Genomic DNA, 12,656 nt, shown 5'->3' on the forward strand with positions numbered 1-12,656 from the left:
CGTGACGGCCAAAGCTGGACCAATACCAAAGGAACCACAAGTCCTAGATTGCGCCAACTAATAGGCGCACTGCTTTGCGGGCGGTCACATAGCCGTCCACCTGCTCACCGCTTTAGCGCGATTGCCCTCCTCGGCCGCGGCCTCGACGCCATCGTGCAGCACGACCTCGCCGGCATGGCGCCGGACATCACCGCCGCCGCGCGCCTCCACCGCTACGAGAACGCCCGGCAGCTGCGTCGCGCCCTCCTCTCGCCCGAAGCCCGCGAGATCGAACAGCTCCGCGAGCAGTTCGGCCGCCACTACCAGACCGCCTGGCGCAACGGCCAGCGCCCAGACCTCACACAGCTGCCGCAGCACTTCGCGGCGATCGACAAGGAGCAATCCCATGCGTGACCTCACGCCCGCGGAACTGCATGTCCTGCGCCACTCGCTGGGCACCGGCGAGGACGGACGCAACCCGAGCTACCGAAACCACTTCGTCACCGGCGCTGGCAGCAGTGACCACCCCACGTGCATGCAACTGGTCGACCTCGGCCTCATGCAGCGACGCAACGGCGGCGCCCTCTCTGGTGGCGACGACATCTTCACCGTGACCGCCGAGGGACGTGTGGCGGCGCGCCCCGCTCCAGCCGCCCCGCTGACAGCCGGTCAGCGCCGTTATCGAGCATTCCTGGCTGCGGACTCGGGCCTGACCTTCGGGCAGTGGCTGACGAGCCGAGGACCCGCCCATGCGTGAGCGCCCCATCCGCCTCAAAGCACACGAGGTGCGCGCCATCCTGTCCGGCGCGAAGACGCAGACCCGGCGCGCGGTGAAACCGCGATATTCGTGGCAGCTCGAGGAGCGCGACGACGGCTCACTATGGCCGTGGTATCCCGATTACGTCACAGGCGGTGAGTGGGATGGCTGGGTGCCCTGCCCCTTCGGCCAGCCCGGCGACCGGCTGTGGGTTCGGGAGACGACCCACGTAGACCGCACCACCAGCGATTCTGCAGAGCTCGCGCGCTACAGCGCTGATCAGGAGCCGGTCTGTTACCCGACTGGAACGGGCAACGGCTACGACGGCGCCTGGCAGCTCTGGTGGTACACCCGCGACACCTGCCCAAACATCCACATGCCGCGCTCCGCATGCCGCTTGCTGCTGGAGATCACCGACGTGCGCGTCGAGCGGCTGCATGCAATCAGCGAGGCCGATGCGCTGGCCGAGGGCGTGGCCCCAAGCAGCGTCGAAGGGTTCGCGAATGCCCGCGTGGAGCGACCGGCCGGCTTCGCCTTCCGCGACATCTGGACCAGCACCGGCGGCGACTGGGACGCCAACCCCTGGGTGTGGGTCATCGGCTTCAAGCAGGTGACGCCATGAGCTGGGCTGTCGGTTATTCCGCGCGGTGGAAGCGGGACGTCGGCTACGGCGTGCCGGCGACGTGCGACCACCCTGGCTGCACTGCAGAGATAGATCGCGGCCTGGGCCACATCTGCGGCGGTGAGCCCGACGGCGGCACGCACGGGTGCGGCCTCTTCTTCTGCGCGGAGCACAGACAGTTCGCCAACAGCCGCCGCAGCAACGCCGAGCTCTGCATCGCCTGCCTCTATATGCATCGCGATCCCTTCAAGCCCACGCCCGACGTCGACGAGTGGCTGCGCTGGAAGCTCACCGACCCCAGCTGGGCGCCGTGGCGCGCCGAGCACCCCGACGAAGTTACGCAGATGCGCGAGCGCATCGCCCTCTCCGAATCCAATTAGGACCGCCCATGTTCTTTCGCAACCTCACCATGTTCCGCTTCCCCGCCTCCCTCGACCTCTCCGCCGTCGAGGAGCTGCTGCCGCAGTGCGCCCTCAAGCCGGTCGGCCCGCTGGAGATGTCATCGCGAGGCTTCATCTCGCCCTTCGGCCGCGAGGAGACCGAGCAGCTGTCACACCGGATCGGCGACTTCCTGTGGCTGGCCGTCGGCGGCCAGGACAAGATGCTGCCCGGCGCCGTCATCAACGACGCGCTCGAGCAGAAGTGCGCGCAGATCGAGAAGGCAACAGGTGGCCGTGTCGGCGGCCGCTCGCGCAAGCGCCTCAAGGACGACATCATCCACGAGCTGCTGCCTAAGGCCTTCGTGCGCAACTCGCGCACCGACGTGATCCTCGACCTCGCCCACGGCGTGGCCATCGTCAACACGTCCAGCCGCAAGGTCGGCGAAAGCGTGGTGTCGGAGATCCGCGGCATGCTCGGCAGCTTCCCGGCCCTGCCCCTCAACGCCGAGGTCGCGCCGCGCGCCGTGCTCACCGGCTGGATTGCCGGCGAGCCGCTGCCGGCATCGCTGAGCATCGGCGAGGAGGCCGAGCTGCGCGACCCGATCGAGGGCGGCGCCATCGTGAAGTGCCAGCACCAAGAGCTGCGCGGTGATGAGATCGAGAAACACCTGGAGGCCGGCAAGCAGGTCACCAGGCTGGCGCTGGTGCTGGACGACAACCAGTCGTTCGTCCTGGGCGAGGATCTGGTGGTGCGCAAGTTCAAGCTGCTGGACGACGCCATGGATCAACTGGAGACCGCAGAGGGCGATGGCGCGCGCGCCGAGCTGGATGCGCGCTTCGCCTTGCAGTCGGCCGAGATACGCCGCCTGTTCCTGGTGCTCGAGCAGGCGCTGCGCCTGTCGAAGGTGGAGGGCTAAGCGATGAACGAACAATTCGGCAATTCCGGACAGTTGCAGTCGGCGGTCGCGCGTATGGAGCGTGGCTACGTCGCTGGAATCGACGAAGAGTGGCGTGACGACCTGCGCGTCGTGCTTGATGCCTTGCACACCCGCCAGTTGGTGGATCGGGGGTTTGTTGATCTGCTTGTGAGCGTCATCAACGATGTGCAGAACGAGCTCGGATTCACAGACGAAGAGAAAGAATGCTCAAATGGAAGTGCTGAAATCGTTATCGCCATTCGTGAGTTGAAAGACGCCGCCCGCCAGCCGGTGGGGCAGGAGCCTTTCGGCCATATATTCCGAGTTGTGAGCAGCGACCCCGATAGTCAAAGCGCGCAGCGTGAATGGTCTGGCCCCGGCTGTGTGTTTAAGTTCGGGCCCGCTCCCGCTGAATCAGCGCAGTTGCCGCTGCGAAGCCAGATACAATATTTGGACCTCTACACCGCCCCGCCCCCGCCTGCTGCTGTGCCGGTGGATGATGAGGGTTGGAGTGGATGGGCGACGCAGTACCCAGGAAAGGCCCCGGTATTGCGCGGCGCCCGCGAGATTGCTGAGCTGAATTACTACCCCGAAGAGGGCCAGCGTTTGCTGTTCCTCACCAGCGCCACCCCGCCCGCGCCTGCTGCTGTGCCGGTGGAGCTAGAGACAATCGGCGAATTGATCCGCACGCAGAACAACCGGAGCACCGATGCGCCGATTTTCATCGTGCAGCAGAAGCGCATGTATGCCGCTGACCCTGAGTGCGACCACGACCGCATGGTGTGGGTGGATGGGGATGGCGAGGCCTGCGCGGAGGATGCAGCACGCCTGGATGCCGAGTTTGCCGAGACCGGGGAAACCCCTGATGGCTGGCGCCGCGCGGCCGAGGCGCACTACTGGGATTTTGTCACCGCCTGCTTCACCGAACAGGGCTGCAAGGACTTCATTGCGCGCGACGGCCATAACTTGTGCGAACCGCGAATCTACGCCGCCGGCAGCTATCGCAACAGTGAGTGGCGGCAGGTTCGCTCGTTCCTTGCAGACCTCGCCACCCACCCCCAGCCGGCAGCGGCGAAGGAGCAGCGCAATGGCTAAGCCGACCATCCGCACGTCCACCTCTGCACTAGTGCAGGTGACCGTCGAGGTCCGTGCCGGATCCTGGGGAGACGGTTGCGACCTGGCGCAGGTCTACCGGCAGGCATCGGAAAGCGCCATAGGCAAGTTGCGTCGCGCGCTGCAGAACGAGAACGTGCGCATCGTGGGCGTGGCGTCCATCAAGGCGATCACGACCAACACAGAGGTGCGTAATGGCTGACGGCTCCCGCTCCCTGCCCCGCCAATCGCGCAACAACGGCTTGGCCGTGGGCGGCCGTCCCATCCGTGTGCCGGTGGGCAAGGCCACCGTGCGCCAGCTCCTGAAGCGACATCTGTTGGAAGAGGGAAAACGCATCCAGGATCTGGCCGCGCCGTGGCAGTGCTGCGTACAGAACGTCTACGACCGCTTCTGCAAGGGCGGCGCCATTGCCCCGGGCCACATCGATGCGGCTATCGCGTTCCTGCGGCTGGACGAGTTCGACGCGGCCGAGCTGCGGCTGCTCGGCGCGCGCGAGGCCGGCTGGAACATCGACACGCAATACCTGCTCCCGGAGAAAACACGATGAGCGAGCTGTGCCTATCTCGCGATGAGGTAGCCGACTTGTGTCGCACGCCCCAGCGCGCGCGCCAGATCGCGTTCTTGCGGCAGAACGGCATTCGGCACTATCTCGACGCGCACGGGCGACCCGTGGTGCTGCGGTCAGCGATTGACCCAGCAGCGTCGAAGTCCGCCGGCGCCGCTGCCGCACCATGGAAATCGAACAAGGTAGCCTGACGTGGGAAGACGACCAACGAAGCCCGGCGCCGTGCCGCGGCTGCGCGCGCGCCGGCAGAAGTCCGGCGTCGTGCACTACTACTACGACTTGGGCGGCCGGCCGCGCAAGGAAACGCCGCTGGGCAGCGATTACGGCCTGGCTATCAAACAGTGGGCAGAACTTGAGCAGGCAAATCGGATTCCTACCGAGGCAGCGGTTACGTTCCGGCAGGTGGCCGATCGCTACCGCGTCGAGGTGATCCCCACGAAGGGCGAGAAGACCCAGCGCGTCAACATCAATGAGCTCGGCCGCCTGCTCGCCTTCTTCGACGATCCGCCAGTTGCTTTCGAGACGATCCGGCCGCTGCACGTGCGCCAGTACATGGATTGGCGCAAGACAGCCAAGATCGCTGCCAACCGTGAGAAGGCGCTGCTGTCGCATATCTGGAACTGGGCACGCAACAAGGGATACACCGACCTGCCCAACCCGTGCGCCGGCGTCAGCCGCAACCGCGAGAAGGGCCGAGACGTGTACATCGACGACGAGCTCTACTCGAAGGTGTACGACGCCGCCGACCAGGTGCTGAAGGACGCAATGGACCTGGCCTACCTCACGGGCCAGCGGCCATCGGACGTGTATGTCATGGATGAGCGGAACCTGCAGGGCGGCGTGCTGCGTGTTCGCCAGTCGAAGACCCGGGCCATGGTCGACATGACGGTATCGGGCGAGCTGGAGAAGCTGATCACCGCGATCATGGAGCGCAAGCGCAGACACTCCGTGCGCAGTACGCGTCTGCTGGTGGACAGCAACGGGATGCCGATCGGCCGGGACGCTCTCAGGTATCGATTCGATCAGGCGCGGCTCGCGGCCGGCATCGTCAAGGCCGATTTTCAGTTCCGGGATCTGCGCGCCAAGGCGGGCACGGACAAGGCAGATTCGAGCGGTGACATGCGGCAAGCGCAGTCTCAGCTGGGCCACAAGAACATCACAATGACGGAGCACTATGTGCGAAAGCGCCGCGGCGCGCGCACCACACCAACGCGATAATTGCGGAGCGGATGCCGGATTGCGGAGCGTGGTAGATGCCGGAAAGGCTTGCTGTATATGGTGGGCCGTGATGGATTCGAACCATCGACCAAAAGATTAAAAGTCTTCTGCTCTACCGACTGAGCTAACGGCCCACTGACCCGACTGCGCGTCGGGGTGCGCATTCTACCCTACACGGGCGTCAAGACGAAATCGTGTAATGCGTGGGGTCCTGAACGCCGGCATCGGCGAAGCCGGCTGCGCGCAGCCGGCAGGCGTCGCAGTGGCCGCAGGCGCGGCCGGCGGCGTCGGCGCGGTAACAGGACACGGTCAGGCCGAAGTCCACGCCCAGGCGCACGCCTTCGCGCACGATGTCGGCCTTGCTGAGGAACTGCAGCGGCGCGTGCACGCGCAGCCCGGCGCCCTCCACGCCGGCCTTGGTGGCGAGGTTGGCCAGCACTTCGAAGGCGCGTACGAACTCGGGGCGGCAGTCGGGATAGCCGGAGTAATCCACCGCATTGACGCCGCAGAACAGGTCGTTGGCGCCGACCACTTCGGCCCAGCCCAGCGCCAGCGACAGCATGATGGTGTTGCGGGCCGGTACATAGGTGACCGGAATGCCATCGCCGCCTGCGTCCGGCACCTCGATGTCGTCGGTGAGCGCCGAGCCGCCGATGCTGCGCAGATCCACGTCGACCACTTTGTGCGCGACCACGCCCTGCGCTGCGGCAACGCGTGCGGCGGCATCCAGCTCGGAGGTATGACGTTGACCGTAGCGCACGCTCAGCGCGTACACGGCAAAACCCTGCTCCTGCGCAAGCGCAATGACGGCGGCGGAGTCCATGCCTCCGGACAACAGAACGACAGCTTTTTTCATTTCAGGAAGGCATCGACAACATCAAGACGCAAAGGCTAGCAGGGTCGGCGCCAGGCCGCGACGGCGTCGTCCATTCGGCGTGCACATCGGCACGCGAGGTGCCGGCTGTTTGCCGCCCTTAGCGGCCCGGCTCGTCGTCCCAGAGGATCTTGTGCAGCTGCATCTGAAAGCGCACCGGCAGGCGATCGGCGACGATCCAGTCGGCCAGCTCCCGAGGCGTGACCTCGCCCTTGCTGGGCGAAAACCACACCGTGCAGCGGCGGTCCAGCGCATGCGCGGCGACAATCTCGCGCGACCACTCGTAATCTGCGCGGCTGCAGATCACGAACTTGATCTGGTCGCGTGCGGTCAGCAATGCCAGGTTGTCCCAGCGGTTGCGCTGTGCTTCGCCGGAGGCGGGGGTCTTGATGTCGACCACACGCGAGACGCGCGCATCGACCTCGGAGACATCCAGTGCGCCGGAGGTTTCCAGCGAGACATCGAAACCGGCATCGCAGAGCTTCTGCAGCAGTACCAGGCAGCGCTTTTGCGCCAGCGGCTCACCGCCGGTCACGCAGACGTGCCGCACGCCATGGCTGGTGACTTCGGCCACGATCGCGTCGATGTCATGCCACTGGCCGCCATGGAAGGCGTAGGCGGTGTCGCAGTAGGTGCACCGCAACGGGCAGCCGGTCAGGCGCACGAACACGGTGGGCCAGCCAGCCGCCTCGGCTTCGCCTTGCAGGGACAGGAAAATTTCGGTGATCTTCAATCGCGGCAATGGCGACTGGACGATCTCGCTGGGGACGGCGGCGGCGTTCATGGGCAAAGTATGCGCCGCGCCAACGGGCGGCGGCGCGCGGGCTCAGCGCAGTTGCTGGCCTAGGCGGATGGACTGCAAGCGTTCCTGGGCCACACGTGCTGCATCGGAGCCGGGATACTGCGAGACGACCTGCTGCAAGGTTTGCTGGGCTTCGTTGTTCTTGCCTTCGCCGTACTGCGACAGGCCGAGCTTCAACAGACCGCCAGCGGCCTTGTCATGCGTGGGATAGCGGCTGACGAGATCGCGGAACTGCGCCTCGGCAAGCTGGAAATTGCGTGTGGCGTAATAACTCTCACCAAGCCAATACAGCGCATTGGGGGTGTAGACACCATTGGGATAGAGCTCGAGAAAGCTCAGGAACAGCTGCGACGCGTCGTCGTACTTGCCGTTCTTCAATGCATCGAACGCGACGTTGTAGGCGGTGCGCTCATCGTTGCTGATGGCCAGCGTACCTGCATCGCCATGCACGGACGGCGGCTTCTCGGAAGTGGCCGCCGCTGCAGGCCGCGCGGCCGGAGCCGGGGCGGGTGTGACGCTGCCGGTGGGCGATGGCAATGGCGGGGTTGCGCCACCTGCACCTTCCAGCCGATTCAGGCGTCCGTCCAGATCCAGATACTGATCCTTGGACTGCTGCTTGAGTTGCTCGTTGTCGTGCTGCAGCTGCTCCACGGTCGCTCGCAAGCCCTGCAGGTCCGAACGCGCCTGCTGCAGCTGATTGAGGAGATCGTTGTTGGCCTGACTGTTGGCCTGCTGCTGCTCGAGCACCGCCACACGATCAGCGAGACTGGCTCGCTGGGCGTATGCCGGCGCGGCGACCACAAGGGCCGCCGCGACGAACAGAGATGTCACTCGAAAGCGCATCGTTTCTTACTGAGCCGTGTACACGATTTCAACGCGACGGTTCTGCGACCAGCAGCTTTCGCTGGTTTCGGTGCAGACCGGACGCTCTTCACCGTAGCTGACGACGGTCAGCTGGCTGGCCGAGCCACCGGCAGCCTGCAGCGACGACGACACAGCGTTGCCGCGGCGCTCGCCCAGGCCCATGTTGTACTCGCGCGAACCGCGCTCGTCAGCATTGCCCTGCAGGGTGATGCGCGAGGAAGGACGGTCGCGCAGGTACTTGGCGTGGCACGCCATGATGGCCTGGAATTCCGGCTTCAGGGAGTCCTGGTCCAGATCGAAGTAGACCACGCGCTGGCGCAGGCAGGCATCGGTATCCAGGTCGCCCGGGCCGTACAGGCCGGAGGTGGACGGGCCGGTGGGAACGGAAGAACCGGCGGTGGTATCGGTTGCGGGAGGCGGAGTTTCCTTCACCTTCTTCGAGCAACCAGCCAGCACGGCAACGGACAGCAGGGAGACAAGCAAGACGCGGGTGGACTTGTTCATGGGATACCTATGGAGGCTCTGGGCCAATGAGTGGTTTAACGCAGCGAAATATTAACATTAATGCGCGGTTCGGTAAGGCCCCCAAGCGGGTTCTCTCACATCACCATCGGCCAGAACCAGACGCTGGCGGACCCGAGCGTCGGCGGATACGGCGTAAAGCACACCCCGGCCACCCTCACGTGCGGCGTACAACACCATGCTGGCGTTGGGCGCGAAGCTCGGCGATTCGTCCAGCGAACCCGGCGACAGCGTGCTCCAGCTAGGCGAACCCAGGCTGCGATCCATCATCGCAATGCGGTAGCTGTTGCCGCTGCCCTGCGCAACGGCAATCTTCTTGCCGTCGAACGAGACACTGGCGGTCGCGTTGTAATTGCCCTGAAAGGTCACGCGGTTGGCGCTGCCACCGCTGGCAGCCACCTGGTAGATCTGCGGACGGCCGCCACGATCGGAGGTGAAATAGATGCTGCCGCCATCCGGCGCCCAGGTCGGCTCGGTGTCGATGCCGAAGTGGTTGGTCAGCTGGGTCAGCTGCTTGCTGCCCAGGTCCATCACGTAGATCTCGGGGTTGCCGCTGCGCGACAGCGCCAGGGCAAGCCGGCGACCGTCCGGCGAGAACGACGGTGCACCGTTGATGCCGCGGAAGCTGGACACCAGCTCACGTGCGCCGGTGGCGATGTCCTGCAGGTAGATCGAGGAATTGCCGCGCTCGAAGCTCACATAGGCCAGCTTCTTGCCGTCCGGGCTCCAGTTCGGCGACAGCAAGGGCTCGGCCGAGCGCACGATGGTCTGCGGGTTGTAGCCGTCCGAATCGGCGACCATCAGCGCATAACGCATCGCGCCGCCCTTGCCGCTGGCGGTCACGTAGGCGATCCGGGTCCAGAACGCGCCACGCACGCCGGTGATTTTTTCGTAGATCGCATCGGCCATCTGGTGCGAGACGTCGCGCATCGCATTGGCGCGCGCGGTCATCGCCAGACCGAGCATGCGCTCGCCCTTGGCCACGTCGAACAATTCGTACTCGACGCGGTACGCGCCCTCGCCCGCATCCATCACGCGGCCGACGACGATGTAGTTCTGCTTGAGGGTGCGCCAGGTCTGGAACTGCACCTCCGTGCCGCGGGTCGGCTTTTCGACGATCTGCGCAACTGGCAACGTGCGGAATTGCCCGGAGCGATCCAGGTCGGCACCGACGACGGCCGACACATCCGTCTGCGGCGCGGTGCCCGAGCCTTGGTAGGGCATGGGGACAACGGTGATCGGCGTCGCCGAGGCGCTACCGCCCACGATGTCGATGGTGAGCCCTTGCTGTTGCGCGAGTGCGCTCAGCGGCAACAACAGGGCGGTCAGGGCAGCTAGCCAACGCAGCGGTTTTTTCATGGACGGCTCGGATCGGGCAGGAAAAGTGTGCAAGGGATACCAATCAGCGAGTGAACATACTCGCAATCATGAACGAGACAACGTGAAAATGGGGCGAGCGGTCGAGCGGCCGGGCAACTCGGCCAGGCCCGGAGCCGGTCGGGCGCTGCCCTGCCGCAATCGAAGCCGGCATGGGGAGAGAGCGCATCGCCCGATTGTCATCGGACGCCTCGCCCGCCCCGCTGCAGCGCTCGCACGCTGCCGCAGCGCAATCCATCACCGCACTACTGATCCTGCGCAGTGAACACGAAGGTCAGATTGCGCTGGAACACCGACTCGAAGCCGCGATACGGCAATGGCTGTGCGCTCAACACCGCAGCCTCGATCGAACGCTGGCCGGCCTCGTCGTACGGGCAACCCGGCGCGACCTTGGCCTCCATCACGCTGCCACCGGGCAGCTGACGGATGTTGATGGTGCACTTCTGCCCCGGCGGCACCGATGGCGGGCGCACCCACTGCGCCAGCACCTTTTGCTGGATCGCGGCGGCGTACTTGGCCGACAGGTCGGTACTGGTGCCGCCCTGGCCTGCCGTGGGCTGCGCGCTGGTCGCCGCAGCGGCAGAGGCCTGCTGGGCGCGCGCGGCGGCGACCTGGCGCAGCTTCTGTTCGGCCAGCGCGGCTTCCTTGGTGGCCTGTTCGCGCTGCCGGCGGATGTCGGCGATCTTCTTCTGGCGCTCGGCGTCTGCAGCCTGCTCGGCAGCGGCCTGCTTCTTCTTGGCGTCGGCTTCTTCCTGCTGCTTGGCCAGGCGCAGCTTCTGCTCGGCCTCTTCCTGGCGCTTGCGCTCGGTCAGGTCGATCTGCTCCTGGCGACGCTTGGCTTCCTGTTCCGCCTTGGCCTTTTCAGCGGAAATGGCCAATGCATCGACCTTGTCCTGGTCGACCTTGTCCGGCTGGGCCACGCGCTCCTGCGCCTGCGCCTGCTGCGGGGTGGGCGCATCCTGCGGGTGCGGCTCGGGAATCGGCTGCGGTGGCGGCACGCTGTCTTCCGGGGCGGGCTCGGGCAACGGTGCCGGCGGCGGCGGCGCTTCCACCGGGGTGGCCTTCAGCGCCTGGCGGGCGACACGCGCCTCGGCGGCGGAGACGTCCAGCGAGGCTTCCATGCTCGGGTCGCCCGCGGCCGGTTCGACCGAGCGTTCGGGCGACCACAGCCAGCCGGCAATGAACACCAGCGCGACCAGAATATGCACGACCAAGGCCAGCATGACCGGTCGCAGCCAGCCCTCCTCGCGCGCGCCCTGGGTGGGGAGTGCGTCAGCGTGCATCGCTGCCTGCGGTGCCGCCGGAGTCGGAGATCAGGCCGACCTTCTCGACCTTGGCCTGCTTGAGCACGTCGATGGCATCCATGATCTTTTGATACGGCGCGGCGCGATCGCCGGCCACGACCACGCGCGCATCCTTGTCCTGCGCCACGATGGCAGCCAGTTGCGCCTGCAGCGCATTGACGTCCATTGCCTGCGGCTTGCCCTTGGGCAATTGCAGGGCCAGCTGACCATCGGCGGCGACCACCACCACCACCGGGTCCTGCTTGCTCTCCAGCGCTTTGGCGCGCGAGCTGGGCAGGCTGACGTCGGTGCTCAGGGTCAACAGCGGCGCGGTCACCATGAAGATGATCAGCAGCACCAGCATCACGTCGATGTACGGCACGACGTTGATGTCGGATTTGAGCTTGCGCTTCTTGCGGCGGGAAATACCGGAGATCATCGCGAAACGTTCCTAATTAATCCTCGGCGCCGGGCGGCAGCGGAGTCGCGCGGCGCCCGGGTGAGGGACAGCCGCGCATGACGCTGTGCATCGACGCGACTGGCTCGCCCGGCCACGTCCCGCATCAAATCGTGCGGGTGCATGCCGGGAGCGCGCATCACTCGTCCGCGCCAGCCTGGCGCTGCAGGATGGAGCTGAACTCGTCGGCGAAGGTTTCGTAACGCACCGACAGCCGTTCCACGCGGGTGGTGAAGCGGTTGTAGGCCCACACCGCCGGAATCGCCACGAACAGGCCGATGGCGGTGGCGAACAGCGCTTCGGAAATACCGGGTGCGACCGCAGCGATACCGGCCTGCTCGCCGCTGCTGACCATGTCGTGCATGGTCACCATGATGCCGAACACGGTGCCGACCAGGCCGACGTATGGCGCGGTGGAACCGATGTTGGCCAGCAATTCGAGATTGCGCTCCAGCTGATCGACCTCACGGGTGAAGGCGGTGCGCATGGCGCGCTGTGCACCTTCGAGCTGCACCCGCGCATCCAGGCGACGGCGATCGCGCAGCCGCGAGAACTCGCGGAACCCGCTTTCGAACATCGATTCCAACCCACCGACGGTGCGGTTGCGGTCGGTCGCCGAGGCGTACAGCTTGGCCAGATCCGCGCCGGACCAGAAGCGGTTTTCGAACTCGTCGGCCTCGCGGTTGGCCTGCTTGAACGCACGCGCCTTGCGGAAAATGATCACCCAGCTGATGAACGAGCCGATCAGCAGCAACAGCACGATGATCTTGACCGGGATGCTGGCCCGCAGGATCAGGTCCACATAGTTGATGCTGCTGTTGTGCGCCGCCGTGGCAGTTTGCGCCGCGGCCGCGGTGACTTCCTGCGGTAGTGCTTCCACTACCGTGTCCTGCAGGGCCAGGAGCAATGCAATCGACATCCGTTC

Annotated in this window: 18 protein-coding genes and 1 tRNA gene; 10 read left to right on the forward strand and 9 right to left on the reverse strand. The window is 65.8% G+C overall.

Annotated features, from left to right (window positions below):
• Nucleotides 1-153: 153 nt before the first annotated feature.
• Genes FHY19_RS04240 through FHY19_RS04285 form a run of 10 tightly spaced genes read left to right on the forward strand, consistent with a single transcriptional unit; the run spans nt 154 to nt 5,552 of the window.
• Nucleotides 154-393: a hypothetical protein gene (locus FHY19_RS04240; RefSeq protein WP_259162040.1), complete on the forward strand. Its 240-nt coding sequence runs from the start codon at nt 154-156 to the stop codon at nt 391-393.
• A complete protein-coding gene (locus tag FHY19_RS04245; protein ID WP_259162041.1) occupies nt 386-736 on the forward strand; it encodes a hypothetical protein in 351 nt (116 codons plus the stop codon). The genes FHY19_RS04240 and FHY19_RS04245 overlap by 8 nt, the downstream gene beginning before the upstream one ends.
• Nucleotides 729-1,358 (forward strand): hypothetical protein, encoded by a 630-nt coding sequence (locus FHY19_RS04250; protein WP_259162042.1) that lies wholly within the window; start codon nt 729-731, stop codon nt 1,356-1,358. The genes FHY19_RS04245 and FHY19_RS04250 overlap by 8 nt, the downstream gene beginning before the upstream one ends.
• Nucleotides 1,355-1,738: a hypothetical protein gene (locus tag FHY19_RS04255; protein ID WP_259162043.1), complete on the forward strand. Its 384-nt coding sequence runs from the start codon at nt 1,355-1,357 to the stop codon at nt 1,736-1,738. Before FHY19_RS04250 ends, FHY19_RS04255 begins: the two co-directional genes overlap by 4 nt.
• An 8-nt stretch (nt 1,739-1,746) precedes the next feature.
• Nucleotides 1,747-2,655: a recombination-associated protein RdgC gene (locus FHY19_RS04260; protein WP_259162044.1), complete on the forward strand. Its 909-nt coding sequence runs from the start codon at nt 1,747-1,749 to the stop codon at nt 2,653-2,655.
• Between the two features lie 3 nt (nt 2,656-2,658).
• The gene (locus FHY19_RS04265; protein ID WP_259162046.1) at nt 2,659-3,750 is read left to right on the forward strand and encodes a hypothetical protein; all 1,092 of its coding nucleotides are present in this window, start codon (nt 2,659-2,661) and stop codon (nt 3,748-3,750) included.
• A complete protein-coding gene (locus FHY19_RS04270; RefSeq protein WP_259162048.1) occupies nt 3,743-3,970 on the forward strand; it encodes a hypothetical protein in 228 nt (75 codons plus the stop codon). The genes FHY19_RS04265 and FHY19_RS04270 overlap by 8 nt, the downstream gene beginning before the upstream one ends.
• Entirely contained in the window at nt 3,963-4,316 is a 354-nt protein-coding gene (locus tag FHY19_RS04275) for a hypothetical protein (protein WP_259162049.1), read from the forward strand. Before FHY19_RS04270 ends, FHY19_RS04275 begins: the two co-directional genes overlap by 8 nt.
• Nucleotides 4,313-4,525 (forward strand): DUF4224 domain-containing protein, encoded by a 213-nt coding sequence (locus FHY19_RS04280; RefSeq protein WP_259162051.1) that lies wholly within the window; start codon nt 4,313-4,315, stop codon nt 4,523-4,525. The genes FHY19_RS04275 and FHY19_RS04280 overlap by 4 nt, the downstream gene beginning before the upstream one ends.
• 1 nt (nt 4,526) lies before the next feature.
• Nucleotides 4,527-5,552 carry a tyrosine-type recombinase/integrase gene (locus FHY19_RS04285; protein WP_259162058.1) on the forward strand — a complete coding sequence of 342 codons (1,026 nt, stop codon included), beginning with the start codon at nt 4,527-4,529 and terminating at the stop codon, nt 5,550-5,552.
• Nucleotides 5,553-5,610: 58 nt separating this feature from the next.
• Here FHY19_RS04285 and FHY19_RS04290 read toward each other — a convergent pair.
• The 9 genes from FHY19_RS04290 to tolQ all read right to left on the reverse strand — a co-directional run bounded on the left by FHY19_RS04290 (nt 5,611) and on the right by tolQ (nt 12,650).
• A tRNA-Lys gene (locus FHY19_RS04290) sits at nt 5,611-5,686 on the reverse strand.
• A 47-nt stretch (nt 5,687-5,733) separates the two neighbouring features.
• A complete protein-coding gene (gene queC, locus FHY19_RS04295; protein WP_259152238.1) occupies nt 5,734-6,408 on the reverse strand; it encodes a 7-cyano-7-deazaguanine synthase QueC in 675 nt (224 codons plus the stop codon).
• Between the two features lie 118 nt (nt 6,409-6,526).
• Nucleotides 6,527-7,210: a 7-carboxy-7-deazaguanine synthase QueE gene (queE, locus tag FHY19_RS04300; protein WP_259162065.1), complete on the reverse strand. Its 684-nt coding sequence runs from the start codon at nt 7,208-7,210 to the stop codon at nt 6,527-6,529.
• 42 nt (nt 7,211-7,252) lie between these two features.
• On the reverse strand, nt 7,253-8,071 hold the full coding sequence (gene ybgF, locus FHY19_RS04305; protein WP_259162073.1) for a tol-pal system protein YbgF: 819 nt from the start codon (nt 8,069-8,071) through the stop codon (nt 7,253-7,255).
• A 6-nt stretch (nt 8,072-8,077) separates the two neighbouring features.
• Nucleotides 8,078-8,596, reverse strand: a complete 519-nt coding sequence (gene pal, locus FHY19_RS04310; RefSeq protein ID WP_016904129.1) for a peptidoglycan-associated lipoprotein Pal — start codon at nt 8,594-8,596, stop codon at nt 8,078-8,080.
• A gap of 57 nt (nt 8,597-8,653) precedes the next feature.
• Nucleotides 8,654-9,973 (reverse strand): Tol-Pal system beta propeller repeat protein TolB, encoded by a 1,320-nt coding sequence (gene tolB, locus FHY19_RS04315; protein WP_039423448.1) that lies wholly within the window; start codon nt 9,971-9,973, stop codon nt 8,654-8,656.
• A gap of 263 nt (nt 9,974-10,236) precedes the next feature.
• Nucleotides 10,237-11,274: a cell envelope integrity protein TolA gene (tolA, locus tag FHY19_RS04320; protein WP_259162077.1), complete on the reverse strand. Its 1,038-nt coding sequence runs from the start codon at nt 11,272-11,274 to the stop codon at nt 10,237-10,239.
• Nucleotides 11,264-11,713, reverse strand: a complete 450-nt coding sequence (gene tolR / locus FHY19_RS04325) for a protein TolR (protein ID WP_064510025.1) — start codon at nt 11,711-11,713, stop codon at nt 11,264-11,266. The genes tolA and tolR overlap by 11 nt, the downstream gene beginning before the upstream one ends.
• Before the next feature lie 157 nt (nt 11,714-11,870).
• A complete protein-coding gene (tolQ, locus tag FHY19_RS04330) occupies nt 11,871-12,650 on the reverse strand; it encodes a protein TolQ (protein ID WP_005996093.1) in 780 nt (259 codons plus the stop codon).
• Nucleotides 12,651-12,656 lie beyond the last annotated feature (6 nt).

Source organism: Xanthomonas sp. 4461 (assembly GCF_024806475.1).
In the GTDB taxonomy this organism is placed as follows: domain Bacteria; phylum Pseudomonadota; class Gammaproteobacteria; order Xanthomonadales; family Xanthomonadaceae; genus Xanthomonas; species Xanthomonas arboricola_F.